This window comes from Pantoea sp. R13S299 (assembly GCF_048515925.1).
In the GTDB taxonomy this organism is placed as follows: Bacteria; Pseudomonadota; Gammaproteobacteria; order Enterobacterales; family Enterobacteriaceae; genus Pantoea.
Window position 1 is genome coordinate 520,783 of sequence record NZ_JBLYEF010000001.1, and the last position, 26,630, is coordinate 547,412.

Consider the following 26,630-nt stretch of genomic DNA (forward strand, 5'->3'; position numbering starts at 1 on the left):
AGCATACCGGAGCGCATGCCATGCAGGATCGTAACTTTGACGATCTCGCGGATAAATTTTCGCAAAACATTTACGGCACCACCAAAGGGAAGATACGCCAGGCCATCCTCTGGGATGAGCTGGAGAAGATACTGCCCGGGCTGTCGCCACACCCTCTGTCGGTGCTGGACGCTGGCGGCGGTGTCGGCCAGGTCTCCAGCGGGCTTGCTGCACAGGGCCATCAGGTTCTGCTGTGCGATCTCTCTGGTGAGATGCTGCGCCGGGCAGAGGAGAATGCGGCGGCGCTGGGTGTGAGCCACAACATGCAATTCAGACAAATTAGCGCTCAGCAGGTGGGCGGACATTTGGATAAGCCGGTGGATCTGGTATTGTTCCACGCTGTGCTTGAGTGGGTCGCTGAACCGGAGAAGGTGCTGAAAGCATTGTTCGATCTGCTGCGGCCGGGGGGCGTCATGTCGCTGATGTTTTACAATCTGCACGGCCTGACATTGCGCACCTTAACGCTGGGTAACTTCGGCTATCTGCGCACCAACCTGACCAAACGCAAAAAGCGAACGCTGTCGCCGGACTATCCGCGCGACCCCGAGCAGGTCTATCGCTGGCTGGAAGAGTGTGGCTTTGTGATTGAGCAGCGTGCCGGGATCCGGGTGTTCAGTGACTACATGAAGCCGCCCAAGGGCGAGCCGAAGAGCGACGACGAAATTATTGAGATGGAGCGGCGTTACTGCCGTCAGGAACCCTTTTTGAGCTTAGGGCGTTACATCCACGTGACCGCGCGTAAACCCGGGCAGAAGGACGAATTATGAGTGAATTTTCCCAGACGGTACCTGAACTGGTCTCCTGGGCGCGCAAAAATGACTTTTCCCTTGCGCTGCCAGTGGAACGTCTGGCCTTTTTGCTGGCTATCGCCACCCTGAATGGTGAGCGGATGGATGGCGAAATGAGCGAAGGCGATCTGATTGATGCATTCCGTCACGTCAGTAAAGCTTTCGAACAAACCCATGAAACCGTGTTGGTTCGCGCCAACAACGCCATCAACGATATGGTGCGACAGCGCCTGCTTAATCGCTTTACAAGCGAACTCACCGAAGGCAACGCCATCTATCGCCTGACGCCGCTGGCGATCGGCATCACCGACTATTACATCCGTCAGCGTGAGTTTTCGACACTGCGCCTGTCGATGCAGCTGTCGATTGTGGCCAATGAGCTGAAGCGGGCCGCCGACGCAGCACAGGAAAACGGTGATGAGTTCCACTGGCATCGCAATGTTTTCGCGCCGCTGAAATATTCGGTGGCGGAGATCTTCGACAGTATCGATATGACCCAGCGTCTGATGGATGAACAGCAGCAGGCGGTTAAAAACGATATTGCTGAACTGCTGAACAAAGACTGGCGCGCGGCTATCTCCAGCTGTGAAATGCTGCTCTCTGAAACCTCAGGGACGCTGCGTGAACTGCAGGATACGCTGGAAGCCGCGGGCGACAAGCTTCAGGAAAACCTGCTGCGCATTCAGGATGCCACGCTGGACAGCCCGGACCTGGGCTTCGTCGATAAGCTGGTGTTTGACCTGCAAAGCAAACTCGACCGTATTACCAGCTGGGGCCAGCAGGCGATCGACCTGTGGATCGGCTATGACCGCCACGTCCATAAATTCATTCGTACCGCCATCGACATGGATAAAAACCGCGTCTTTGCGCAGCGCCTGCGGGTATCGGTACAGAATTACTTCGACGCGCCCTGGGCACTGACCTACGCCAACGCTGACCGCCTGTATGACATGCGTGATGAAGCGCTGACGCTGCGGAATGACGAAGTGATGGGCGAACTGCCGCCGGAAATGGAATACGAAGAGATCAACGAAATCCGCGAACAGCTGGCAGCGATGATTGAAGAAGCGCTGCAGGTCTATAAATCGCAACAAAAACCGCTCAACCTCGCGTCAGTGATGCGCGACTACCTGGCCCAGTATCCACGCGCCCGCCATTTCGATCTGGCGCGCATTGTGGTGGATCAGGCGGTACGCCTTGGCGTAGCGGAAGCTGATTTAGCCGGTTTGCCTGTGGAATGGCAAGCCATCAATGATTACGGAGCCAAGGTGCAGGCACATGTCATCGACAAATATTGAACAAGTGATGCCGGTTAAGCTGGCACAGGCACTGGCCAACCCGATTTTTCCCGCGCTGGACAGCCAGTTACGCGCCGGACGCCATATCGGTATCGAAGAGCTGGATAACCACGCTTTTCTGATGGACTACCAGTCGTTTCTCGAAGAGTTCTACAGCCGCTATAACGTTGAGTTAATTCGTGCGCCGGAAGGCTTCTTCTATCTGCGTCCGCGTTCAACCACGCTGATCCCACGTTCCGTGCTCTCTGAGCTGGACATGATGGTCGGGAAGATTCTCTGCTATCTCTACCTCAGCCCGGAACGTCTGGCCAATGAGGGGATCTTCACCCAGCAGGAGCTGTATGACGAGCTGCTCTCGCTGGCCGATGAGAACCGTCTGCTGAAGCTGGTTAACCAGCGTTCAACCGGTTCGGATCTGGATCGCACCAAACTGCAGGAGAAAGTGCGCGCCTCCCTGAGCCGCCTGCGTCGTCTTGGCATGGTGTGGTTTTTCGGCAACGACAGTAGCAAATTCCGCATCACGGAGTCGGTGTTTCGCTTTGGAGCCGACGTGCGCAGCGGTGATGATGCCCGTGAAGCGCAGCTTCGCCTGATTCGTGATGGCGAAGCCATGCTACTGGAAAACGCGACAGCAGCGGTCGACACCGATGACGGTGAAGGGCAGGAAGGCGACGCGAGTGAGAACGCAGAGGAAGAACAGGCATGATTGAGCGCGGAAAGTTTCGTTCGCTTACGCTGATCAACTGGAACGGCTTTTTTGCCCGTACCTTTGATCTCGATGAATTAGTGACCACGCTGTCAGGCGGTAACGGTGCGGGTAAGTCCACCACCATGGCGGCATTTGTCACCGCGCTGATCCCCGATTTAACGCTGCTGCACTTCCGTAACACCACCGAAGCGGGCGCGACATCGGGATCCCGTGACAAAGGTCTGCACGGTAAACTGCGTGCCGGCGTCTGCTACTCCATGCTGGATGTGGTGAACTCACGCCATCAGCGTGTGGTGGTCGGTGTGCGTCTGCAACAGGTCGCCGGACGCGATAAAAAGGTCGATATCAAGCCTTTCAGTATCCATGGCCTGCCAACCGACACCAACCCAACCGATATGCTGACGGAAGTGCTTAACAGCCGTCAGGCACGCGTGCTGCCGCTGAACGAGGTGAAAGAGCGGGTTGAGGCGCAGGAAGGCGTGCAGTTCCGCGCCTACAACTCGGTTACCGATTATCACGCCATGATGTTTGATCTGGGCGTGGTGCCGCGTCGTCTGCGCTCTGCCAGCGATCGCAGCAAGTTTTACCGCCTGATTGAAGCCTCGTTGTATGGCGGTATTTCCAGCGCGATCACCCGATCGCTGCGTGATTACCTGCTGCCAGAAAACAGTGGCGTGCGCAAAGCATTCCAGGACATGGAAGCCGCGCTGCGCGAAAACCGCATGACGCTGGAGGCGATCCGCGTCACCCAGTCTGACCGCGATCTCTTTAAGCATCTGATCTCCGAGGCGACCAGCTACGTTTCGGCTGACTACATGCGTCACGCCAACGAGCGTCGGGGACACCTCGACAGCGCGTTACAGCTGCGAGGTGAGCTGTTCAGCAGCCGTAAACAGCTCGCCACCGAGCAGTATCGTCATGTTGAGATGGCGCGCGAACTGGCTGAGCACAGTGGTGCAGAGAACGATCTCGAAGTCGATTATCAGGCCGCCAGCGATCACCTGAACCTGGTGCAGACCGCAATGCGCCAGCAGGAGAAGATTGAGCGCTACGACGCGGATATCGAAGATCTGACGCTGCGCCTGGAAGAGCAGACCGAAGTGGTCGCCGAAGCGCGTGAAATTCAGGAAGAGAATGAAGCGCGTGCCGAAGCGGCTGAGCTGGAAGTGGATGAGCTGAAAAGTCAGCTGGCCGATTTCCAGCAGGCGCTCGACGTGCAGCAAACCCGCGCGATCCAGTATCAGCAGGCTTTGCAGGCGCTGGAACGCGCCCGCACGCTCTGCCAGTTGCCGGATCTGAGCATCGACAATGCCGCCGAATGGCAGGAAAGTTTCCAGGCGAAAGAGGAAGAGGCGACAGAACGCCTGCTGCGTCTGGAGCAGAAGCTGAGCGTGGCGGAAGCAGCACACAGTCAGTTCGAACAGGCGCTGGCGCTGGTGACCAGCATTGCCGGTGACGTCACCCGTCAGGATGCCTGGCAGACCGGCCGCGAACTGCTGCGTGATGCCAGCAATCAGCGTCATTACGCCGAGCAGCTCTCGTCGCTACGTCTGCGGCTGAATGAGCTGGAACAGCGCCTGCGCGAGCAGCATGAGGCGGAGCGTCTGCTGGCCGAGTTCTGCAAGCGTCAGGGGCAGCACTACGAAGCGGATGCGCTGGCTGGCCTGCAGCAGGAGCTTGAAGCCCAGATTGAACAGCTGAACAGCAGCGTCTCAGACGCCGGTGAGCAGCGTATGATGATGCGTCAGGAGCTGGAACAGCTGCGCGAACGCATCACCAGCCTGACCGCCCGCGCGCCACACTGGCTGGCGGCGCAGGAGATCCTGACGCAGCTCAGCGAACAGACCGGCCAGGCGCTGAACAGCAGCCAGGACGTCACTGAATATATGCAGCAGCTGCTGGAGCGTGAGCGTGAAACCACCGTCGAGCGCGACGAAGTGGCCGCACAAAAGCGTGATATCGAGCGGCAGATTGAACGTCTCAGTCAGCCGGGTGGTGCGGAAGATGCGCGCCTGACTCAGCTGGCGGAACGTTTTGGCGGCGTATTACTCTCTGAAATCTATGATGATGTGACGCTGGATGATGCACCGTACTTCTCGGCGCTCTACGGTCCGTCACGTCATGCGATTGTAGTGCCGGAACTCTCCCGCGTGCGTGAGTTGCTGGATGGACTGGAAGATTGTCCGGAAGATCTCTACCTGATCGAAGGTGATCCGCAGTCGTTCGATGACAGCGTCTTCGGCGTGGATGAGCTGCAGAATGCGGTGGTAGTGAAGGTCGCTGAGCGTCAGTGGCGCTACTCCCGCTTCCCGAAAATCCCGCTGTTTGGCCGCGCGGCACGTGAGAATCAGCTGGAGCAGCTGCACCTTGAGCGCGACAAGCTGGCCGAACGCTATGCCACGCTGTCGTTCGACGTGCAGAAAACCCAGCGTCTGCATCAGTCATTCAGCCGCTTTATCGGCAGTCATCTGGCTGTGGCCTTTGACGCCGATCCGGAAGCGCAGATCCGACAGTTGGGCGCGCGCCGGGGTGAACTGGAGCGGGCACTGAATCAGCATGAGAGCAATAACCAGCAGCAGCGTCAGCAGTATGAGCTGGCGAAAGAGGGCGTGTCGCAGTTAAACCGACTGCTGCCACGCGTCAACCTGCTGCTGGACGATACGCTGGGCGATCGCTGCGAAGAGATCCGTGAGCAGGTCGATGCGGCACAGGAAGCGGCGCGCTTCCTGCATCAGCATGGCGCTAAGCTGGCGAAACTGGAGCCGATCCTCGCCGTATTGCAGAGCGATCCGGAACAGCACGAGCAGTTACAGGCGGATTATCAGCAGGCACAGCAGCAGCAGCGAAATGCGCGTCAACAGGCCTTTGCGCTGACAGAAGTAGTGCAGCGTCGCGCCCACTTCAGCTATGACGACTCGGCCAGCATGCTCAACGGCAACAACGACCTCAGCGATAAGCTGCGTCAGCGTCTTGAGCAGGCTGAAGGTGAACGCAGTCGCAGCCGTGATCGCCTGCGTGAACATCAGGCGCAGCTGACGCAATACTCACAGGTGCTGGCTTCACTGAAAAGTGCTTACGACGCCAAGCGCGACATGCTGAAAGAGTTGCAGCAGGAGATGCAGGACATTGGCGTCCAGGCTGACAGCAGCGCAGAAGCGCGTGCACGCGTTCGCCGTGACGAGCTTTACACTGCACTGAGCCACAACCGCGCCCGCCGCAATCAGCTGGAGAAGCAGCTCACCTTCTGCGAAGCGGAGATGGATAACCTGCAGAAGCGACTGCGTCAGCTGGAGCGTAACTATCATCAGGTGCGTGAGCAGGTGGTCAGCGCCAAAGCGGGCTGGTGTACCGTCCTGCGCCTGGTGAAAGAGAATGGCGTTGAGCGTCGTCTGCATCGCCGTGAACTGGCTTACCTGAGCGGCGATGAGCTGCGTTCTATGTCGGATAAAGCGCTGGGTGCGCTGCGTCTGGCGGTGGCGGACAATGAACATCTGCGCGACGTGCTGCGGCTGTCGGAAGATCCAAAACGTCCGGAACGTAAAATTCAGTTCTTTATCGCGGTCTATCAGCATCTGCGCGAGCGTATTCGTCAGGATATTATTCGTACCGACGATCCGGTCGAAGCGATTGAGCAGATGGAAATCGAACTCAACCGTCTGACCGAAGAGCTGACGGCGCGTGAGCAGATGCTGGCGATCAGTTCGCGCAGTGCGGCGAACATCATCCGTAAAACTATCCAGCGCGAACAGAACCGCATCCGCCAGCTCAACCAGGGCCTGCAGACCGTCAGCTTTGGTCAGGTGCGCAGCGTGCGGCTTAACGTGAACGTGCGTGAAACCCACGCCATGCTGCTGGATACGCTGTCGGAAGAGCACGAGCAGCATCAGGATCTGTTTAACAGTAACCGCCTGACCTTCTCTGAGGCGCTGGCGAAACTCTATCAGCGTCTTAATCCGCATATCGACATGGGGCAGCGCACGCCGCAGACCATCGGTGAAGAGCTGCTGGACTACCGCAACTATCTGGCGATGGAAGTGGAAGTTAACCGGGGTTCCGATGGCTGGCTGCGCGCAGAGAGCGGTGCGCTTTCAACCGGTGAAGCGATCGGTACCGGTATGTCCATTCTGGTGATGGTGGTGCAGAGCTGGGAAGAGGAATCCCGTCGTCTGCGCGGCAAAGATATTTCCCCATGCCGACTGCTGTTCCTGGATGAAGCGGCGCGTCTGGATGCCCGCTCCATCGCCACACTGTTCGAACTGTGTGAGCGACTGGAGATGCAGCTGGTGATTGCCGCGCCGGAGAACATCAGTCCGGAGAAAGGCACCACTTACAAACTGGTGCGTAAGGTGTTCAATAACACTGAGCATGTGCATGTGGTTGGGCTGCGTGGTTTTGCTGCCGATCCTTCGCCGGTGAGAGCGGAGAGCGAAGCGGATGCGCTACCGGATTTGACCGCTGAAAAATCGCAGGCGGAAACGTAGTCAAAAACTGAACCATTCGTTAATCTGGTTACGGCATTTGTCGCATGAGGCAAATGCCGTTTTTGTTTGTATACTCACATGATGAGTCACGGCGCGGTCGCAGCGGATACAGGGAACGCTGCGAAGTTGAAAAATAAGGGGGCAGGGATGTTGCTGGTAAAAAAATTAAATCATCATCGCGTTGTATCATTGTTAGCGCTGGCGCTAACCGTTGTTCCATTTACGCACCCGCAGGCCGCTGTCATCGCCGCTTTGCCCGGAACCACGCAGGCGGCAACGTCCGTTGCCGAAAGTCAGCAACGCATCCGGCAGGCTTTTTCCAGCGCCGATCAGCCTTTCTATCTGGGACCGCTGGCGACGCTCTATGCGTCCCGTCATATGCAGCCGCTCTGGCAGGATGCTCAGGCGGTACAGAAGTTTCAGCAGCAGTTGGCTGAGGTGGCGCTTTCTGGCGTCCAGCCACAGTTCACGCGTTGGATTGAGCGTCTGACCAATCCGGCCATTACCGGCTTTGCCCGGGATGTGGCGCTGTCCGATGCGATGCTGGGCTATCTGCAGTTTGTTTCGAATGTGCCGACCCAGGGTGAAACCTGGCTTTACAGCAATGTGCCTTACAGACTGACTCAGCCATCTGTGGCGGTAGTCAATCAGTGGCAGAACGCGGTCAATGCAGGATCGGATGATACTTTTATTGCGTCGCTGCAGCCGCAGCACCCGCAGTATCAGCCGATGCACGCCGCGCTGAAAACCCTGCTTAGCGATAAGCAACCCTGGCCGCAGCTGAAAAGTAGTGAAACGCTGCGTCCGGGCCAGGTCAGTGATGATGTTCCGGCACTGCGTGAAATTCTGCAGCGCAGTGGCATGCTCACGGCGCAGGTTAATGCGCCAGCACCGGATGACGATGCGGTGCCTGTGGCGCCCTCGCCGGTGACTCACAGCGATCAGCCGGTCGCGGTCAGTCCTTCTGCCGCACCGGTCGGTGATTTGCCCGCGCCGCCGCTGCAATCACCGGGTAACGTTCAGAGTCAGACGCTGGAAGGCAATACCGCCAATGTCTATGACGAGACGCTGGTGGCGGGGGTGAAGCGTTTCCAGCAGTGGCAGGGACTGGATGGCGATGGGGCTATCGGTGCCAGAACGCGGCAGTGGCTTAACGTCTCGCCACAGATGCGCGCTTCGCTGCTGGCGCTGAACATTCAGCGACTGCGCCTGCTGCCGGATGATATGCACAACGGCATCATGGTGAACATCGCCAACTACTCGCTGATTTACTACAACAACGGCAACAAGATCCTCTCATCCAGGGTCATCGTCGGTCGTCCCGACCGTAAAACGCCGTTGATGCGCAGCGCGCTGAACAATGTGGTGCTCAACCCACCATGGAATGTGCCGACGACGCTGGTGCGCAAAGATATCATTCCTAAGGTGAAGCAGGACCCGACCTATCTCTACAAGCATGGTTATACCCTGCTGTCGGGCTGGAGTGCTGACGCTGAAGTGATTGATCCCAGCATGATCGACTGGCGCATGGTTACCGCTTCTTCGTTCCCGTACCGCCTGATTCAGGCACCGGGTGAGGCGAATGCGCTGGGGCGTTATAAATTTAATATGCCAAGCTCAGATGCGATCTACCTGCATGACACGCCAAATCATAACCTGTTCCAGCGTGATATCCGCGCCCTCAGCTCTGGCTGTGTCCGCGTGAATAAAGCGTCTGAGCTGGCCGGTTTATTACTGCATGACGCGGGCTGGAACGACTCACGTATTTCCAGCACGCTGAAAGAGGGTGACACCCGTTATGTGCCGATTCGCCATCGGATTCCGGTCAATCTCTATTATCTGACGGCCTGGGTAGCCGATGATGGCAAACCCCAGTTCCGCACAGATATTTACAATTATGATGTCACCGCCCGTTCGGGCAGTCAGGCACTGAGTCGCGCTGAGCAATTGCTGCTCTAGTGATTGATTTTAAATCGTTAGCGGCGTGCCGGTAATTAACAAAAATCTTATCAAATGGCGATCCCTGCGGGGATCGCCTCGCAAACTATGGGCAGATGGGTTGACGCTTCTCTGAGAGAAAGTTATGGTTCGGCCTGTGCGCTTTTTGCACATTTCTATGGCTTCACTCTTAGGTAAATCGTTACATGTCTACTATTGATTCTTTTCGTCGCAAACTACTGCTGTGCGGTAGTGCCGCCGCCGGACTGGCATTATTGCCAGCTTCTGCAAGGGCCTCGCTTTCTACGTCTCGCCCGCGTGTATTGATGCTTAATAATCTTCACACCGGTGAAACCCTTAAAACTGAGTTTTTTAATGGTAAGAGTTACGACAAGGATGAGTTGTCACGATTAAATCACTTTTTCCGCGACTATCGCGCCAATAAAGTGAAAAGCATCGATCCGCACCTGTTTGACCAAATCTTCCGCCTGCAGGCGCTGCTGGGCATGCGTAAACCGATCCAGCTGGTTTCCGGCTACCGTTCACTGGCAACCAACAACATGTTACGCGAGAGCGGTCCTGGTGTGGCTAAGCACAGCTATCACACCAAAGGTCAGGCGATGGATTTTCATATCGAAGGCATTTCATTAGCGAATGTACGCAAAGCGGCGTTATCTCTGCGTGCCGGTGGTGTAGGATATTATCCCCGCAGTAACTTTGTACATATTGATACCGGGCCGATCAGGCACTGGTAATGACACCGGCAACGCTGCGTGAGCCGGTCATGGAGCGTTATGAATTACCACATTATTCCTGTTACCGCTTTTGCCCAGAACTGTTCAGTGATCTGGTGCGAGTCCACTCGTGAAGCCGCGCTGGTCGATCCGGGCGGCGATGCCGATCTGATTAAACAAACGCTGGAACAGCTCAGACTTAAACCCGCTCAGATTCTGCTGACGCATGGACACCTTGATCACGTTGGTGCTGCCGTCGAACTGGCTGCGTTTTATCAGATTCCAATTGTCGGGCCGCAGAAGCGTGATGCGTTCTGGCTTGAAGCACTGCCAACTCAGAGCCGGATGTTCGGACTTGATGAGTGTGCGCCATTTACCCCCGACCGCTGGCTGGAAGAGGGAGAGAGCGTGCAGGTCGGATTGACCACGCTGGAGGTCCTGCACTGTCCGGGACATTCACCTGGGCATGTGGTGTTCTTTGATCGTGCGGGACGGTTACTGATTTCAGGCGACGTGATTTTTAATGGCGGCGTTGGACGCACAGACTTCCCGCAGGGCGATCATCAGCAATTAATTGATGCTATCCGCACCAAATTACTGCCGCTGGGTGATGATGTGACTTTTCTTCCGGGTCACGGCCCGATCTCAACGCTGGGTCATGAACGCGTCAGCAATCCTTTCCTGCAATAAAAAATGGGCCATCAGGCCCATTTTTGTTTCGTCATCTGCGTTACAGTACCGCAACAATCGCTTCGCACAGCGCTGACATATTGTCTGGCGTCATGCCCGCCACATTCACCCGGCCTGAGTTGACGGCATAGACACCGAACTCTTCGCGCAGGCGAACCACCTGGTCTTTGGTTAAGCCACTGAACGAGAACATACCGTTCTGCTTAATGATGAAGCTAAAGTCACGCTGAGCGCCTTTCTCTGCCAGGGTGTTCACAAACAGCTGACGCATGCGCTGAATGCGCTGGCGCATATCTGACAGCTCCTGCTCCCAGATGGTACGCAGCGTATCGTTGCCCAGAATTGTGGCGACGATAGCGGCCCCATGTGCGGGTGGATTGGAGTAGTTAGCGCGAATAGTGTACTTCACCTGACTGAACGCCGTATCTGCCACGCTGGCTTCAGCAGCCACCACGGTGATGGCACCGACACGCTCGTTATACAGACCAAAGTTTTTGGAGTAAGAGCTGGCGACGATCAGTTCCTGATGCGAGGCGGCAAAAATGCGCAGGCCTTCTGCATCTTCATCCAGACCACGGGCAAAACCCTGGTAGGCGAAGTCGAACAGTGGCAGCCAGCCATTGGCCTTTGACAGTTCTGCCAGCTGTTGCCACTGCTCAGCGGTCGGGTCGATACCGGTCGGGTTATGGCAGCAGCCGTGGAACAGCACCACGTCGCCAGGCTGAACCTGCTGCAGCGACGTCAGCATCCCCTCAAAATCGAGTGTATGGTTTGCCGCGTCATAATAGTGGTATTCACAGACTTCAAGACCGGCAGCGTTGAACACGTTGTTATGATTCGGCCAGCTCGGATTGCTGATCCAGACCCGCTTCACGGAGGTCTGCGTAGCGAGGAAATCTGCTGCTACACGCAATGCACCTGTGCCGCCCGGCGTCTGAGCCGTACGCGCACGGCCTGCAGTGATCAGCGGGCTTTGATTGCCGAACAGCAGGGCCTGTGTGCAACGCGCGAAATCAGCCAGACCATCAATGCTGAGATAGTTTTTCGTGGTTTCGTTTTCCAGCAGGTATTGCTCAGCTTTTTTAACACTGGTCAGTACCGGGGTCTTGCCGGTTTCGTCTTTATAGACACCGATACCCAGATTAATTTTTTCAGGGCGGTCATCAGCACGAAACAGATCGGCCAGCCCAAGAATAGGATCGGCGGGTGCAGCAGAGATCGATTCAAACATGTGTCAGGTCCATTAGCGTGAACTTTAGCGGAAAGAGCTCTCAGGTTAGCGCCCGGCCAGGCAAATGCCAACCGTTTGCGAGACAAATTCATATATTTTGCAGTGCGGATTACGCGACGGGAAAATAGATAGGGTTAAGCGGGGTAACGGGGCGGGGAGAAACGCAGTTCTGGGGAATCGCAGCCATAAAAAAACGGGACCTGAGCCCCGTTTTTAAACATATTTAAGCGGAATCAGAACTGGTATGTCAGGCCAACACCAACCACGTCGTCTGTGTTCAGACCCAGGGGGTTGTTGTCATCCAGCTGGTTGATTTTGTAATCAACATAGGTAGACATGTTTTTGTTGAAGTAGTAAGTCGCGCCAACGTCGACATATTTGTACAGGTCAGCATCGCCGATACCTTCGATATCTTTGCCTTTCTGCTGCACGTAGGCGATGGATGGACGCAGACCGAAGTCGAACTGGTATTGAGCAACTAACTCAATAGTCTGGCTCTTATTGGCATAAGCAGTGGCACGATCGGTTGAGTTAGGAACAACAATGCCGATAGGGCTAGAGTTACGGCCTTCGCCATACATCGCTGCCAGGTAAACGTTGTTCGCATCATATTTCAGCGCGGTTGCCCAGTTCTCAGCACGTTTGCCCTGACCGACTACATTACCATTAACATCGGTAACACCGGCAGACTGTGTATCAGTACGGTCGCTGTTGCTGTATGCACCAACGATACCAACACCAATTGGTGAGGTGTATGAAGTTGAGAACGCATAGCCGTCACCGTTTGCACGACGCTGTGCGTCGGTGTTGTCAGGGTTGCGCTCGTTTTTACCCTGATACTGAGCAGCAAAGTCCCAGCCATCAACCAGGCCGAAGAAGTTGGTGTTGCGGTAGGTCAGCAGACCGCCGCTACGACCATTCATGAAGTTATCTGAGCTACCCCAGTCGCCACCAAATACTGGCAGCATATCGGTCCAGCCGATTGCATCATAAACCAGACCGTAGTTACGACCGTAGTCGATTGAGCCCGCATCACCGAATTTCAGACCCGCAAAGCCCAGACGGGTTTTATTGCCGTCTTGTGCGTCCCCACCTTCAGAGTTGTTCGCCTGAATGTTGTATTCCCACTGACCGTAGCCGGTCAGCTGATCATTGATCTGGGTTTCGCCTTTGAAGCCGAAGCGCACATAAGACTCATCGCCATCATCGCCAGTGCTATCAGAGAATTGGTGACGCGCATCCACTTTACCGTACAGGTCCAGTTTGTTGCCGTCTTTGTTATAGATTTCTGCAGCGTTTGCTGCGCCAGCTACTAACAGAGCAGGGATAACCACTGCAAGAATATTGCGCTTCATCATTATTCATTACCCTCATTGGAGTTATTTGTACACCTGCCACTGCCGTCAGGAAATCTTTACGGGAACCCTGAACGAAGTTTGGTGTCTTCCTGTGTCTGCACGCATCTTTCCATCCCACCCGCCTTAATTCTAGCGCTTAAATGCTACTAAACTCGTAATCTTGTTTCAGGAGGAAAATATGTATTACAATATGTAAAAAACACGGAACTTTGTGAGACAACTCAAAATTTACAAAAATAAAAAAAGGCCGGCAGTGCCGACCTCGTTATATATATGAATTTCTTATATTTAATGCCGAAATCAGAAACTCGCGTTGCGTGGCGTGCGTGGGAAGGGGATAACATCCCTTACATTTTGTACGCCTGTGACATAGGCGATTAAACGTTCAAAGCCCAAACCAAATCCAGAATGTGGCACGGTACCGTAGCGACGCAGGTCACGATACCACCAGTAATCTTCTTTATTCAGACCCATCTCTTCCAGACGCGCATCCAGCACATCCAGACGTTCTTCACGCTGTGAACCACCGATGATCTCACCAATGCCAGGCGCCAGAACATCCATTGCCGCCACGGTTTTGCCATCTTCGTTCAGGCGCATGTAGAACGCTTTGATGTCTTTCGGATAGTTTTTCACCACCACCGGCGCTTTAAAGTGTTTCTCTGCCAGGTAACGTTCATGCTCAGAGGAGAGGTCGATACCCCAGGAAACCGGGTTCTCAAACGTCTGACCGCAGTTCATCAGAATTTCAACCGCGTCGGTATAGTCGACCTGGGCAAAATCGGTAGTGATGAAACGCTGCAGGCGCTCTACAGCCTCTTTATCCACGCGCTCAGCGAAGAAGGCCATGTCATCGGCACGCTCTTCCAGCACCGCATTAAACACATACTTCAGCATCGCTTCCGCCAGGGCGGCGGCATCATCCAGTGAGGCAAATGCAATTTCCGGCTCCAGCATCCAGAATTCCGCCAGATGACGGCTGGTGTTGGAGTTCTCTGCGCGGAACGTCGGACCGAAGGTGTAGATCTTCGACAGGGCGCTGGCATAGGTTTCGCCGTTCAGCTGCCCGGACACGGTCAGGAAAGCTTCTTTACCAAAGAAGTCTTCACTGAAATCGACTTTGCCCTGATCGTTACGCGGCAGATTTTCCATATCCAGCGTTGAGACACGGAACATTTCACCGGCACCTTCGGTATCGGAGGCGGTAATCAGCGGGGTGGAAACCCAGAAATAGCCATTTTCATGGAAGAAGCGATGCAGCGCCTGCGCCAGGGTATGGCGAACGCGGGCAACCGCGCCAATGAGGTTGGTGCGCGGACGCAGGTGCGCCACTTCACGCAGATACTCAATGCTGTGGCGTTTCGCCGCCATCGGGTAGCTGTCCGGATCTTCGACCCAACCCACCACTTCCAGGCTGGTGGCCTGAATCTCAAACGCCTGGCCCTGACCCGGCGAGGCCACCACTTTACCGGTGACGATAACGGAACAGCCCGTGGTCAGACGCAGCACTTCATCCTGATAATTATTCAGAGAATTATTGACGACAGCCTGAACGGGATTAAAGCAGGAGCCGTCATAGACAGCGATGAAGGAAAGACCGGCTTTGGAATCTCTTCGGGTACGCACCCAACCACGTACGGTGACTTCACTGTCAACCGCGACGCGACCGTGCAGTACGTCCGCTACAGGCACTACGCTCATAAATATCTCTCTATATAGAAGAAGTGAGTTAAAAGTTGCCCCATCCGGGGTTTTGCTATGTTACTTGCGAGTCTTCAGGAAACAAGCAAAATTCAGGGGGAAAGCAGATTTATTACAGCAGAGGCGGGGCGCATCAACGCCCCGATAAGAAGAGGTTTAACTCGCTTTTTTCACCAGCGGCAGATCAAAGGCTTTTCGCAGGGCTCTGACAAAGGCTTTATCCTGGCAGATGGTTTTGCCCGGGCTGTCTGAGAGTTTCGCCACCGGCTTGCCGTTGCACTGCACCAGCTTGATGACGATGTTCAGTGGCGTCACGCCCGGAATATCGCAGGTCAGGCGGGTACCGATGCCGAACACGACATTCGTCCGCTGGCCAAAGTGGCGATACAGCGCCAGCGCCTTGTCGAGATTTAAGTTGTCAGAAAAGACCAGGTGTTTGCTTTGCGTATCAATCCCCAGCTTCTGATAGTGAGCGAGCGCTTTCTCGCCCCATTCAACCGGATCGCCGGAGTCGTGTCGCAGTCCCTGGTAGCGGCGGGCAAACACCGGACCGAAATCGCGCAGGAACGCATCCATAGCAATACAGTCGGTCAGCGCGATACCCAGCTGATCGTCATACTCGTCCAGCCACGCCTGCAGCGCGGCGCGCTGGCTGTTGGCGAGAACCGGGCTGATCTGCTGGAAGGCCTGGAACCACTCATGTGCCTGGGTACCTACTGGCGTCAGTGACAGACGGCGCGCCAGATCATAGTTACTGGTACCAATCAGCCACGGGAAATCCTGTTTCAGCGTTGAGACGATCGACTGCTGCACATCCTGCGAATAGCGACGGCGGGTGCCGAAATCCATAAGGCGGAAGCGGGACATATCAAGGTCTGCCACCTGGGTCTTAAAGTCGCCGAGTTTCTGATGTAAATGGTCAATCGCCTGCTGGGTGGTAACCTGCGGCGTGCGATGACGATGCACAATCTCGCTGATCAGCGCCAGCAACGGCACCTCCCACAGAATCACTTCGCGCCACGGCCCCTGAATACGAAGTTCCAGCTTGCCGTGGTGATTGCGCACTTCAACCTGATTCGGGTTATAGCGGAACTGGCGTAACCAGCTGAGGTAATCCTGCTTAAAGAAGGGAAGGCGAGACAACCAGGTCGCTTCTTCTTCAGTCAGCGCCAGGTGTTGCATTGCGGTTATTGCGTCACGAATTTCGTCAGCGTAGAGACCCAGCAGTTCGTCGCCGCGGCAGCGAAACTCCGCCGCCACCGTTACGTCATGGTAGCGGTGGAAAACGGCCTGCTGCATATGGAGCTTATAGGCGTCCGTATCCAGCAGCGAGGTCAGTATCGGGGAAGCATGTCCTGTCATGGCGCGTTTCAGCATCCTGTTCGGTGGCGCAGAGCCCGGTGTTGTACACAGTCATAAAGACGCAAAAGTATAATTCACTATCTGAAGCCGATCACAGCATATTTCAGTCGGGCGGGTCGAGGCCAATCTGTGCCTTTGTTAACAAACTGTAGCCATTTCACCCTTTAGGTGCATTGAGCGTGGCAAGCTTCTGGTAACAAGCTTAGACTTTGCCGGTAAACTTATAACAACGCGAGACGCAATATGACGCAACAGCCCCAAATCAAGTATCGCCACGACTACTGTGCGCCCGATTACACCATCACCGATATCGATTTAACCTTTGAACTGGATGCGTCGACTACCCGCGTTACGGCCATCAGCCAGGTTAAACGACTGGGCGACAGCCAGGCTGAGCTGCGCCTGGACGGCGAAGCGTTAACGCTGATTGCGCTGGAGGTCGACGGACAACCCTGGACCGCCTACCGTGAAGAAGAGGGCGCACTGGTCATCAGCCAGCTGCCGGACAGCTTCACCCTGAAAATCATCAATGCGATTCATCCGGATCAGAACACCGCGCTGGAAGGGCTGTACAAATCGGGCGAGGCGCTCTGCACCCAATGTGAGGCTGAAGGCTTCCGTCATATTACCTGGTATCTCGATCGCCCGGACGTGCTGGCGCGCTTTACCACCACCATTTATGCCGACGGTGAACGCTATCCGTTCCTGCTCTCCAACGGTAACCGCATTGACAGCGGCCGGGATGAGCAGGGTCGCAGCTGGGTGAAGTGGGAAGATCCGTTCCCGAAACCCTGCTACCTGTTTGCGCTGGTGGCGGGCGATTTCGACGTGCTGCGCGACAGCTTCACCACCCGTTCAGGCCGTGATGTGGCGCTGGAGATCTTCGTCGATCGCGGTAACCTCGACCGTGCCGACTGGGCGATGACTTCGCTGAAAAACAGCATGAAGTGGGATGAAGAGCGTTTCGGGCTGGAGTATGACCTCGACATCTTTATGATCGTGGCGGTGGACTTCTTCAACATGGGCGCGATGGAGAACAAAGGTCTTAACGTCTTCAACGCCAAATATGTGCTGGCGAAAGCGGAAACGGCGACCGATAAAGATTACCTCGGCATTGAAGCCGTCATCGGCCACGAATATTTCCACAACTGGACCGGCAACCGTGTGACCTGCCGCGACTGGTTCCAGCTCAGCCTGAAAGAGGGACTGACGGTGTTCCGCGATCAGGAGTTCAGCTCTGATCTGGGTTCACGTGCGGTGAACCGCATTGATAACGTGCGTATCGTGCGCGGCGCGCAGTTCGCCGAAGATGCCAGCCCGATGGCACACCCGATCCGTCCGGATCAGGTTATTGAGATGAACAACTTCTACACCCTGACGGTGTATGAAAAAGGATCAGAAGTGATCCGCATGATGCACACCCTGTTGGGTGAAGAGAATTTCCAGAAGGGCATGAAGCTCTACTTTGATCGCCACGACGGCAGCGCCGCGACCTGTGATGACTTTGTGCAGGCGATGGAAGATGCCTCAAACGTTGATCTGTCGCAGTTCCGCCGCTGGTACAGCCAGTCCGGTACGCCGGTACTGACGGTGCGCGACGATTACAATCCCGAGCTGGAGCAGTACACGCTGCACGTCACACAGCACACGCCAGCCACTGCCGATCAGAAAGAGAAGCTGCCACTGCATATCCCGCTGGATATTGAACTCTATGACGGTGAAGGCAAGGTGATCCCGCTGCAGAATAACGGCCATCCGGTGCATCATGTGCTGAATGTCACCGAAGAGTTCCAGACCTTTATCTTTGATAACGTCTACTTCCAGCCGGTACCGTCGCTGCTGCGTGAATTCTCTGCGCCGGTGAAGCTCGATTACAAATGGAGTGATGCTCAGCTCACCTTCCTGATGCGCCATGCACGCAACGACTTCTCCCGCTGGGACGCGGCTCAGAGCCTGCTGGCGACTTACATCCGTCTGAACGTCGCCCGTTACCAGCAGGGCCAGCATCTGTCGCTGCCGCTACATGTCGCCGACGCCTTCCGCGCTGTGTTGCTTGATACCGACTGCGATCCGGCCCTGACGGCGTTGATCCTGACGCTGCCGTCGGAAAATGAGATTGCCGAGCTGTTCGATACTATCGATCCGCAGGCGATTGCACTGGTGCGTGACGCACTGCAACGCACGCTGGCACGTGAACTGGCCGATGAGTTTTTTGCCATTTACAACGCCAATCAGCAGCCTGAATACCGCGTGGAGCATGACGCGATTGGTCAGCGCAGCCTGAAAAATATCTGCCTGACCTATCTTGCCTTCAGCGATGCGCAACTGGCGGACAAACTGGTGCAGACGCAATATCACAAGGCGACCAACATGACCGATGCGCTGGCGGCGCTTTCTGCGGCTGTCGCGGCTCAGTTACCGTGCCGTGATGCACTGCTGGCGGCTTACGATGAGCGCTGGCATCAGGATGGTCTGGTGATGGATAAATGGTTTGTGCTGCAGGCGACCAGTCCGGCTGCCAATGTGATGCGCAATGTGCGTCAGCTTCTGACTCATCGCTCCTTCACCATGAGCAATCCGAACCGCGTGCGTTCGCTGGTGGGTGCTTTTGCCTCGGCTAACCCGGCCGCGTTCCATGCTCAGGATGGCAGCGGTTATAAGTTCCTGGTGGAGATGCTCACCGACCTTAACACCCGTAATCCGCAGGTTGCGGCACGGATGGTGGAGCCGCTGATTCGTCTGAAACGTTATGACGAAGGCCGTCAGGCGATGATGCGCCAGGCGCTGGAACAACTGCTGGAGCTGGATAAACTCTCTGGCGATCTCTACGAGAAAATTACCCGGGCACTGAACGCCTGATAATAAAAAAAGGGAGCGTCTGAGACGCTCCCTTTTTTCAGCGCTGCTGTGCGAACCGTAACGGTTGCGGTCGTTCCGTGCGCTGCATTACCCGATCCAGCACCTCCGCTTCCAGCTCAGCCAGTCGCGCAGACCCCCGACGCCGCGGACGAGGTAAATCCACCAGCAGATCCAGACCGATCTCACCCTCTTCGATCAACAATACGCGATCCGCCATTGCCACCGCCTCACTGACATCGTGCGTAACCAGCAGTACGGTAAAGTGATGCTGCTGCCACAGTGACTCAATCAATCCCTGCATTTCAATGCGGGTCAGGGCATCCAGCGCGCCCAGCGGTTCATCCAGCAGCAGTAAACCAGGCCGATGGATCAGCGCCCTGGCCAGCGCCACACGCTGTTTCTGACCGCCAGAAAGTGCGGCCGGCCACTCATCGGCCCGATCGGCCAGTCCCACCGCTGCCAAAGCGTCCATCGCCGCGCTACGCCATTCGCGTCCGCGCAGGCCCAGACCGACGTTATCGATCACTTTTTTCCACGGCAGCAGTCGCGCATCCTGAAACATCAGGCGGATATCGTCACGCGCCGACTGCAGCGGTGCATTGCCCGCCAGCAGTTCACCGCTGGAGCTCTGTTCCAGACCGGCGAGCAGGCGCAGCAGGGTGCTTTTGCCACAGCCGCTGCGACCCACCACCGCCACAAACTGACCTGAAGGAATATGCAGGTCGATCTTATTGAGAATGGTGCGACTGCCATACTGTTTGCTGACGCCATTGACGCCAACCGGCGTACCGGTGTTGAGGCGTGCCGGTGAGAAAGTCTGGCTCATGCGTTCTCCTCCTTCAGTTGATAAGCGGGATGCCAGCGCAGCCAGACACGTTCCAGTAACAACGCGGCGACATCTGCCAGTTTGCCGAGCAGGGCGTAGAGGATAATGGCCACGACCACCACATCGGTCTGCAGGAATTCACGTGCATTCATCGCCAGATAGCCGATGCCAGAACTGGCAGAGATGGTCTCGGCGACAATCAGCGTCAGCCACATCAGACCCAGCGCGAAACGCACGCCGACCATGATGTTTGGAAGCGCACCGGGCAGAATCACCTGGATAAACAGGCTCCAGCCGGAAAGGCCATAGCTGCGCGCCATCTCAACCAGCCCGCGATCGATGTTGCGGATGCCGTGATAGGTATTCAGGTAGATCGGGAACATCGTGCCCAGCGCCACCAGAAAGATTTTGGCGGACTCATCAATGCCGAACCAGAGGATCACCAGCGGGATCAGCGCCAGATGCGGCACATTACGCAGCATCTGAAGTGAGGTATCCAGCAACCGCTCACCCGTTTTTGAGGTGCCGGTAATCAGGCCCAGCAGCAGGCCAATTGAACCGCCGATGCTGAAGCCGATCAGCGCCCGCCAGCTGCTGATCGCCAGGTGCTGCCAGAGTTCACCGCTGGCGGTCAGCTGCCAGAAGGTGGTCACAATTTTCTCCGGCGCGGGCAGAATGCGATTCGATAACCAGCCGGTCTGCGAGGCAATCTGCCACACCACGACCAGCAGCGTCGGCAGCAGCCACGGTATCAGCGCATCAGCAAGGCGTTTTCGGGTTCTGGCCATCATGCTCTCCTTAGCCCCGGGCGACTTTTTTCTCAGGGGTAAAATCGTTGGCGACTGCTTCACCGTGCGCCTGAACGACGCGCGGCTGAGGCACCAGAGGAACCTGCAGATCCAGATGCGGGAACAGCAGCTCGCCGACGCGGTAAGCCTCTTCCAGATGCGGATAACCTGACAGGATAAAGGTCTCGATGCCCAGCGCTTCATACTCTTTGATGCGTGCGGCAACCGTCGGACCATCGCCGACCAGTGCGGTACCGGCTCCGCTGCGTACCAGACCTACGCCTGCCCACAGGTTCGGGCTGATTTCGAGCTTGTCGCGGCGACCGCCGTGCAGTGCAGCCATCCGGCGCTGACCCACAGAATCTGCCCGCTGGAACGCGGCCTGCGCTTTCGCGATAGTCGCGTCATCCACATTGGCAATCAGCCGGTCAGCGGCCTGCCACGCCTCTTCATTGGTTTCGCGCACAATCACATGCAGACGGATGCCGAAGCGCACGGTGCGTTCCTGAGCGGCCGCTTTCGCGCGCACCTGCTCAATCTTCTCTCTGACCTGTGCAGGCGGCTCACCCCAGGTGAGATAAACATCGACCTGTTCAGCCGCCAGCTCCTGGGCCGGTTCAGAAGAGCCACCAAACCAGAGGGGAGGACGAGGCTGCTGCACCGGTTTAAACATCAGACGCGCGCCGCGAACCTTCACGTGCTTACCTTCGTAATCGACGGTTTCGCCTTCCAGCACCCGACGCCAGACGCGGGTGAACTCGGCGGATTCTGCGTAACGCTCACGGTGATCCAGGAACACACCGTCGCCCGCCAGCTCTTCCGGATCGCCGCCGGTCACCAGATTGAACAGCGCGCGGCCATTGGAGAGGCGATCCAGGGTAGCCGCCTGACGCGCCGCCTGAGTCGGTGAAATCACGCCAGGACGCAGCGCCACCAGGAAGCGCAGGCGCTGCGTCACCGGAATCAGCGAGGCGGCAACCAGCCAGGCATCTTCACAGGAGCGGCCGGTTGGGATTAATACACCACCAAAGCCGAGACGGTCAGCGGCCTGCGCCACCTGTTGCAGATAGGCGTGATCAACCGGTCGCGCCCCTTCAGCCGTACCAAGATAGTGGCCGTCGCCATGCGTCGGCAGGAACCAGAAAATAGATACGCTCATTGTTGCTCCTTACTGCGTTACGGTATGCGGTTGCCAGATGCGATCCTGAATCGTCACTTTGACTGGCAACAGATGATTGGCATAGAACAGGTCAGCGGTGCGCTGCTGAGCTGCGGCCGTTTCGGCACTGACCGGCGAAATCCGGGTGGGCGGCCGATGGCTGAGATAACTGGCGATGACCGGCTCAGGAAGGCCCATCGCCTGCGCCAGCAGCGTGGTGCTCTCCTGACGCTGGCTGATGGTCAGCGCGTCGGCCGTGCTGAAAGTGTCGAGCACCTGCTGGATAAAGGCGCCGTGGGCATCGGCATAGTTGCGGGTCGCTAAATAGAACGAGCCGGTCAGATTCAGTGAGCTGCCATCAATCAGCAGGCGTGAATTACCCTGCAGCAGAACTGAGGAGTAGTAGGGATCCCAGATTGCCCAGGCATCAACGTCACCCTGCTGGAAGGCGGCGCGTGCATCGGCGGGCGTCAGATAGACCGGCGTAATGTCTTTAAAGCTCAGCCCCGCCTGCTGTAAGGCGCGCAGCAGTAAGTTGTGGGAGCTGGAGCCTTTCTGGAAAGCGACTTTCTTGCCTTTCAGATCCGCCACCTGTTTCAGAGGGCTGTTTTTCGGCACCAGAATCACTTCTGCTTTGGGTTTTGGCGGCTCGGAGCCGACATAAAGCAGATCCGCGCCAGCGGCCTGGGCAAACAGCGGCGGAAGGTCACCGGTACTGCCCAGGTCGATACTGTTGATGTTCAGCGCTTCCAGCATTTGTGGGCCCGCCGGGAACTCGATCCACTTAATCTGAGTATGAGGAAAACGCTTCTCCAGTAACCGATGTGACTTCGCCAGCACCATGCTGACCGAGCCTTTCTGATAGCCGATACGAATCTCAGCCGGATCCGATTCGGCGGCCTGAACCAGAGGGGCGATGAGTAAAAGTCCTGCCACCAGCCACTTTCCAACTATTTGCTTCATCGAACTCTTCCTTATACCGCCTGCGCAACGGGGTGATGGTGACGGGTCAGTGCCAGCCAGAACGCGTCGACGGCTTCATCCAGGCGCTGTGACAGGGAATCCTGTAAAACCGGCTGACGATCGTAATGGGTAATCTGGCTGTCCTCGGCATAAACACCGTGCAGGATCTCCTGCGCCTTTAAGGCGTTAAGAACCGGCTTCAGGGCGTAATCCAGCGCGAGCATGTGACCGGCACTGCCGCCGCTGGCCAGTGGCAGCACGACTTTATGCTCAAGAGCGCGCTCTGGCAGCAGATCGAGCAGAGTCTTCAGCGCGCCTGAAAACGACGCTTTATAAACAGGTGTCGCCACGATCAGGCCATCAGCCGAGGCCAGATCTTCGCGCAGAGCCAGCAGGGCAGGCGCATCAAAACGCGCATTGATCAGATCGTCAGGCTGAAAGTTGTGAATATTCCATGGAATGACTTCGATGCCTCGTGCCTCCAGCTTGTGCTGACATAGCGTCAGCAATGAGGTGGAGCGGGAGGGAAATCGTGGGCTGCCTGCCAGCGTAATAACTCGCATCATCACTCCTTATAACTAAAAGTTATTGATTATCTAAAGTTGAGAACTAATGCCTTCATACTGTCAGAGCAGGGGAGTGGGCTTAAATGATTTATCCGGCAAAGCAAGGGTGAAAACCGCAAATAGAAGCCGCAGCGGCAATAGAGAATCTCGCCTCTTCCGATAATTCTTAAATTAGGGGCTGGCAGCAGAAGAATTCATTAAGGGGTGTGATACGAGATCGTCAGATTGGGGTGGTTGAGCAGAAAAATTCTCTTTCGTCTGATTGCTTAATCAATCTTCCTGAGAATGGCGAGGTGTTAAAGCGAAACGGCTGAGAAAATACGCCTTCAAAGCGGCACAGAGTCAGCATATCTCCGGCCATATTCGCCAAAGATTAGGACTAATTGCAGAAAGGAAACTGTAATAAAAATGAAGGAATAGTGAAGATATTCACCTTTTAAGATGTTCGCTTACAGATTTCTGAATCTGGTTACGTCTGCTCTGCAGGGCTATTTTAAATGGATCATCAACGGTTTTAACATTAACACGGGCTTTAGATGCACTTTCGTTAACAGTGATTCTCAGGTGAAACGTTAAGATAATTTTTACGACTGGTCTTTTTTCGCATTACCGGTTTAAGATAATCAGGCTAAAGGAAAGCCATCATAATATTAGCGCATTACTCTTTTCGACGTTTCGCCTCTGGTCAGGCCCTGCATCTGGCGGGTGAATCGTATTGTCTTTTTTCTAACAGCAGAGAATTGCCTATGTCTGACACTCTATTATCCGTAATTATTCCAACTTACAATGTAGAAAAATATATTGTGGAGTGCGTTGATTCATTATTACGTCAGGTTAAAGCGCCCAATGAAATACTCATTGTGAATGATGGCTCCACCGATGGAACATTAGCCTTACTTGAACAGAATTATGCGCATCTTTCTCAGGTGAAAATAATTACCACCGAAAATGGCGGTGCCGGCCATGCACGTGATGTGGGTATTGAGCGGGCTAAGGGGCAGTTTCTCTTTTTCTGTGATCCGGATGATGTCGTGGCAGATGGGCTGGTCGCTGAGCTGGCCATGGTGGCGGAAAAGCATCCTGAAACCAACCTGTTCTGTTTTAACTCCTGCGTCTATCGCGATGGTCAGATAGAGATCACCTCGCCAAAAGTCAGACACGAACACTTCGGCCAGCAAAAATCGCAGGACGTCTTATTGGGCCTGCTGCGTAACGGCAGCTATACCTCTGCGGCCTGGAGCTATGTCATCAGTAAACGCGTTATTGAGCAGCATCAATTACGCTTTGTTAAACGCGTTCATGAAGACCACAATTTTACACTCTCCTGCTTTATGAACAGTCAGCAGGCCTGGGTCAGTCATCAGGTCTATTATAAACAGCGTATTCGCAACGGCTCACTGACCAACAGTACCAAAAGCAATGAGTTTTTCTATCAGCGCTATGATGCCTTTATGAACGCCTATAACACCTTAACCCGTTCTCAGGTTAAATCAGCGTGGCGCGATACGCTGGAAAAGGCCTATTTAGTGCACTCGTTTCGTTTGATGATCTATTTATCACTCTATAACCGCACCCCCGTTCCGGAATATGTGCTTAATGCTATTCGCTTTATGGGCCGTAATGTGAAAGCAGAGAACTTTAAAGAGTGGTTATTGTTTAATCGCCCTGAACTGTTTATTGCACTGCAGCATTACAAGGTTAAAAAAGAGCTGAAAAACGCAGCCTGATTCTGAAAAACAGCCTGATTCTGAAAAATGTTTAGCGATATTGTTTATGCCTTTACGAAATGAGAAGGTGAGACATGCAATGTGTATAAGGTTGTTGCGTCATGGCAAAAGTACTCGATAAAAGTCTGGTTATTAATATTTTCTCGCTGCTGGCATATCGCGGCGCGTCGTTCCTGTTCCCGCTGGCCACGCTGCCTTACCTTGCCCGTGTTCTGGGCGTAGAGCAGATGGGTACGCTGGCGCTGGCGATCGCCTGCGTGCTCTATTGCAGCACCATCTCCGACTGGGGATTCAACGTTTTTACTACCAAAGATATTGCTCACCATCGTGATGACAAAGAACGCGTCAGTCAGCTCTTCTGGTCAACGTTCAACGCCAAGCTGATGCTGCTGGTGGTGACCAGCGGCACGCTGCTGACGGCGACCTGGTTTAACCCTGCCTGGCATCCGCTGTTCTTTATCATCCTGGCGAACTGCACCACGCTGATAGGCTCGCTGTTTTCATTCGGCTGGCTGATGCAGGGCTTTGAAAAGCTGGGTAAGACGGCGATGATCGCCACCTTTGGTAACTTCTGTGCGATTCCACTGACCTTTTTGCTGGTGAAATCCCCGCAGGATACCTGGCTGGCTGCCCTGATCCCGGGCACTGTCTCCATCATTAGCGCGGCGATTACGCTGAAGTTCGTGCTGGAGATGAAGGTCATTGGCCGCTACCGCTTTGAACCGCGTGAAATCAAACAGCGCATCACCGACAGCATGGATGTCTTTATTGCCATCGCCGGTGCCAATCTGTTTAACAGCGTCAACGTCGTGATCCTCGCCTCCTTCACCTCCACCTATATGGTCGGGATCTATAACGGTGCAGATCGCTTGCGTAAAGCGGCTAACTCAGTGCCAGAACAGATCGGCAGCGCCTTCTTCCCGCGCGTCAGTCACCTGTTTGCCCGCGATAAACGCGCTGCGATTGCAGCGACGCGTAAAAGCCTGCTGCTGTCGTTTTCCCTGAGTCTGTCGATTGTGATCTTCACCTGGTTCTTTGCTGATCTGGTGGTCTCTATTCTGCTGGGTAAAGACTTCATCCCGTCAGCGGACGTGCTGCGTGTGTTCGTGCTCTGCTTCCTGTTTGGCAACATTGCCTATCCGGCCGGATTGCAGATTCTGATCCCACATGGTTTAGCGCGTCAGCGTATGTGGGTGATGATGGCCGCGGGTGTGATTAACGTGCCGCTGTGCTGTTTCCTGGCGTGGAAGTTTGGTGCGATTGGTGCCGCATGGTCGATGGTCGGAGCTGAAGCGTTCGTCTGCATCGGTATTTTTGGCATCATGCAGCGTCACGGCATCCTGCGGGATTATCTGTTCCCTTCACGGGTGGAAAATCACCCCGTAAACGATTCCGCGGCGTAAGATCAAAGCA

General features: G+C 55.5%; 19 protein-coding genes. 10 read left to right on the forward strand and 9 right to left on the reverse strand.

The window, feature by feature from the left end:
• Window positions 1–20: 20 nt before the first annotated feature.
• From cmoM to ACN1CO_RS02560, 7 genes are all read left to right on the forward strand, one after another.
• The gene (gene cmoM / locus ACN1CO_RS02530; RefSeq protein ID WP_419137423.1) at window positions 21–806 is read left to right on the forward strand and encodes a tRNA uridine 5-oxyacetic acid(34) methyltransferase CmoM; all 786 of its coding nucleotides are present in this window, start codon (window positions 21–23) and stop codon (window positions 804–806) included.
• Window positions 803–2,125 (forward strand): chromosome partition protein MukF, encoded by a 1,323-nt coding sequence (mukF, locus tag ACN1CO_RS02535; protein WP_003849384.1) that lies wholly within the window; start codon window positions 803–805, stop codon window positions 2,123–2,125. The genes cmoM and mukF overlap by 4 nt, the downstream gene beginning before the upstream one ends.
• Window positions 2,106–2,831, forward strand: a complete 726-nt coding sequence (gene mukE, locus ACN1CO_RS02540) for a chromosome partition protein MukE (RefSeq protein WP_419137426.1) — start codon at window positions 2,106–2,108, stop codon at window positions 2,829–2,831. Before mukF ends, mukE begins: the two co-directional genes overlap by 20 nt.
• Window positions 2,828–7,315, forward strand: a complete 4,488-nt coding sequence (gene mukB, locus ACN1CO_RS02545; protein ID WP_419137428.1) for a chromosome partition protein MukB — start codon at window positions 2,828–2,830, stop codon at window positions 7,313–7,315. The genes mukE and mukB overlap by 4 nt, the downstream gene beginning before the upstream one ends.
• A 147-nt stretch (window positions 7,316–7,462) precedes the next feature.
• Window positions 7,463–9,274, forward strand: a complete 1,812-nt coding sequence (gene ldtD / locus ACN1CO_RS02550; protein WP_419137430.1) for a L,D-transpeptidase — start codon at window positions 7,463–7,465, stop codon at window positions 9,272–9,274.
• Window positions 9,275–9,459: 185 nt separating this feature from the next.
• Window positions 9,460–10,008 carry a YcbK family protein gene (locus tag ACN1CO_RS02555; RefSeq protein ID WP_013357329.1) on the forward strand — a complete coding sequence of 183 codons (549 nt, stop codon included), beginning with the start codon at window positions 9,460–9,462 and terminating at the stop codon, window positions 10,006–10,008.
• Between the two features lie 39 nt (window positions 10,009–10,047).
• On the forward strand, window positions 10,048–10,677 hold the full coding sequence (locus ACN1CO_RS02560; protein WP_419137432.1) for an MBL fold metallo-hydrolase: 630 nt from the start codon (window positions 10,048–10,050) through the stop codon (window positions 10,675–10,677).
• A 40-nt stretch (window positions 10,678–10,717) separates the two neighbouring features.
• On the opposite strand, the gene ACN1CO_RS02565 is transcribed toward ACN1CO_RS02560, so the two are convergent.
• From ACN1CO_RS02565 to pncB, 4 genes are all read right to left on the reverse strand, one after another.
• Window positions 10,718–11,908 carry an amino acid aminotransferase gene (locus ACN1CO_RS02565; RefSeq protein ID WP_419137434.1) on the reverse strand — a complete coding sequence of 397 codons (1,191 nt, stop codon included), beginning with the start codon at window positions 11,906–11,908 and terminating at the stop codon, window positions 10,718–10,720.
• 233 nt (window positions 11,909–12,141) lie between these two features.
• The gene (ompF, locus tag ACN1CO_RS02570; RefSeq protein ID WP_419137436.1) at window positions 12,142–13,266 is read right to left on the reverse strand and encodes a porin OmpF; all 1,125 of its coding nucleotides are present in this window, start codon (window positions 13,264–13,266) and stop codon (window positions 12,142–12,144) included.
• 300 nt (window positions 13,267–13,566) lie between these two features.
• Window positions 13,567–14,967: an asparagine--tRNA ligase gene (asnS, locus tag ACN1CO_RS02575; protein WP_419137438.1), complete on the reverse strand. Its 1,401-nt coding sequence runs from the start codon at window positions 14,965–14,967 to the stop codon at window positions 13,567–13,569.
• Between the two features lie 156 nt (window positions 14,968–15,123).
• Complete coding sequence (gene pncB, locus ACN1CO_RS02580) at window positions 15,124–16,329, reverse strand: nicotinate phosphoribosyltransferase (protein WP_419137440.1); 1,206 nt, start codon at window positions 16,327–16,329, stop codon at window positions 15,124–15,126.
• Between the two features lie 243 nt (window positions 16,330–16,572).
• Between pncB and pepN the strand changes: the two genes are divergently transcribed.
• Window positions 16,573–19,188 carry an aminopeptidase N gene (gene pepN, locus ACN1CO_RS02585; RefSeq protein ID WP_419137442.1) on the forward strand — a complete coding sequence of 872 codons (2,616 nt, stop codon included), beginning with the start codon at window positions 16,573–16,575 and terminating at the stop codon, window positions 19,186–19,188.
• Between the two features lie 37 nt (window positions 19,189–19,225).
• Here the strand turns inward: pepN and ssuB are convergent, their stop codons facing one another.
• From ssuB to ssuE, 5 genes are read right to left on the reverse strand one after another with little or no spacing between them, the layout of a single operon-like run.
• Window positions 19,226–20,014, reverse strand: a complete 789-nt coding sequence (ssuB, locus tag ACN1CO_RS02590; protein WP_419137444.1) for an aliphatic sulfonates ABC transporter ATP-binding protein — start codon at window positions 20,012–20,014, stop codon at window positions 19,226–19,228.
• The gene (gene ssuC / locus ACN1CO_RS02595) at window positions 20,011–20,802 is read right to left on the reverse strand and encodes an aliphatic sulfonate ABC transporter permease SsuC (RefSeq protein WP_419138956.1); all 792 of its coding nucleotides are present in this window, start codon (window positions 20,800–20,802) and stop codon (window positions 20,011–20,013) included. The genes ssuB and ssuC overlap by 4 nt, the downstream gene beginning before the upstream one ends.
• A 10-nt stretch (window positions 20,803–20,812) precedes the next feature.
• Window positions 20,813–21,961: an FMNH2-dependent alkanesulfonate monooxygenase gene (gene ssuD, locus ACN1CO_RS02600; protein ID WP_419137446.1), complete on the reverse strand. Its 1,149-nt coding sequence runs from the start codon at window positions 21,959–21,961 to the stop codon at window positions 20,813–20,815.
• 9 nt (window positions 21,962–21,970) lie between these two features.
• On the reverse strand, window positions 21,971–22,924 hold the full coding sequence (locus ACN1CO_RS02605; protein WP_419137448.1) for a sulfonate ABC transporter substrate-binding protein: 954 nt from the start codon (window positions 22,922–22,924) through the stop codon (window positions 21,971–21,973).
• An 11-nt stretch (window positions 22,925–22,935) separates the two neighbouring features.
• Window positions 22,936–23,487 carry an NADPH-dependent FMN reductase gene (ssuE, locus tag ACN1CO_RS02610; protein WP_419138957.1) on the reverse strand — a complete coding sequence of 184 codons (552 nt, stop codon included), beginning with the start codon at window positions 23,485–23,487 and terminating at the stop codon, window positions 22,936–22,938.
• 749 nt (window positions 23,488–24,236) lie between these two features.
• On the opposite strand from ssuE, the gene ACN1CO_RS02615 reads away from it, so the two are divergent.
• Window positions 24,237–25,217, forward strand: a complete 981-nt coding sequence (locus ACN1CO_RS02615) for a glycosyltransferase family 2 protein (protein ID WP_419137450.1) — start codon at window positions 24,237–24,239, stop codon at window positions 25,215–25,217.
• Window positions 25,218–25,318: 101 nt separating this feature from the next.
• A complete protein-coding gene (locus ACN1CO_RS02620; RefSeq protein ID WP_419137452.1) occupies window positions 25,319–26,620 on the forward strand; it encodes a flippase in 1,302 nt (433 codons plus the stop codon).
• Window positions 26,621–26,630 lie beyond the last annotated feature (10 nt).

What these genes read in the sequence shown, in the direction of transcription:
- cmoM (WP_419137423.1), top strand. Translation starts at nt 21, where the DNA reads ATGCAGGATCGTAACTTTGACGATCTCGCGGATAAATTTTCGCAAAAC.
- mukF (WP_003849384.1), top strand. Translation starts at nt 803, where the DNA reads ATGAGTGAATTTTCCCAGACGGTACCTGAACTGGTCTCCTGGGCGCGC.
- mukE (WP_419137426.1), top strand. Translation starts at nt 2,106, where the DNA reads ATGTCATCGACAAATATTGAACAAGTGATGCCGGTTAAGCTGGCACAG.
- mukB (WP_419137428.1), top strand. Translation starts at nt 2,828, where the DNA reads ATGATTGAGCGCGGAAAGTTTCGTTCGCTTACGCTGATCAACTGGAAC.
- ldtD (WP_419137430.1), top strand. Translation starts at nt 7,463, where the DNA reads ATGTTGCTGGTAAAAAAATTAAATCATCATCGCGTTGTATCATTGTTA.
- ACN1CO_RS02555 (WP_013357329.1), top strand. Translation starts at nt 9,460, where the DNA reads ATGTCTACTATTGATTCTTTTCGTCGCAAACTACTGCTGTGCGGTAGT.
- ACN1CO_RS02560 (WP_419137432.1), top strand. Translation starts at nt 10,048, where the DNA reads ATGAATTACCACATTATTCCTGTTACCGCTTTTGCCCAGAACTGTTCA.
- ACN1CO_RS02565 (WP_419137434.1), bottom strand. Translation starts at nt 11,908, where the DNA reads ATGTTTGAATCGATCTCTGCTGCACCCGCCGATCCTATTCTTGGGCTG.
- ompF (WP_419137436.1), bottom strand. Translation starts at nt 13,266, where the DNA reads ATGATGAAGCGCAATATTCTTGCAGTGGTTATCCCTGCTCTGTTAGTA.
- asnS (WP_419137438.1), bottom strand. Translation starts at nt 14,967, where the DNA reads ATGAGCGTAGTGCCTGTAGCGGACGTACTGCACGGTCGCGTCGCGGTT.
- pncB (WP_419137440.1), bottom strand. Translation starts at nt 16,329, where the DNA reads ATGACAGGACATGCTTCCCCGATACTGACCTCGCTGCTGGATACGGAC.
- pepN (WP_419137442.1), top strand. Translation starts at nt 16,573, where the DNA reads ATGACGCAACAGCCCCAAATCAAGTATCGCCACGACTACTGTGCGCCC.
- ssuB (WP_419137444.1), bottom strand. Translation starts at nt 20,014, where the DNA reads ATGAGCCAGACTTTCTCACCGGCACGCCTCAACACCGGTACGCCGGTT.
- ssuC (WP_419138956.1), bottom strand. Translation starts at nt 20,802, where the DNA reads ATGGCCAGAACCCGAAAACGCCTTGCTGATGCGCTGATACCGTGGCTG.
- ssuD (WP_419137446.1), bottom strand. Translation starts at nt 21,961, where the DNA reads ATGAGCGTATCTATTTTCTGGTTCCTGCCGACGCATGGCGACGGCCAC.
- ACN1CO_RS02605 (WP_419137448.1), bottom strand. Translation starts at nt 22,924, where the DNA reads ATGAAGCAAATAGTTGGAAAGTGGCTGGTGGCAGGACTTTTACTCATC.
- ssuE (WP_419138957.1), bottom strand. Translation starts at nt 23,487, where the DNA reads ATGCGAGTTATTACGCTGGCAGGCAGCCCACGATTTCCCTCCCGCTCC.
- ACN1CO_RS02615 (WP_419137450.1), top strand. Translation starts at nt 24,237, where the DNA reads ATGTCTGACACTCTATTATCCGTAATTATTCCAACTTACAATGTAGAA.
- ACN1CO_RS02620 (WP_419137452.1), top strand. Translation starts at nt 25,319, where the DNA reads ATGGCAAAAGTACTCGATAAAAGTCTGGTTATTAATATTTTCTCGCTG.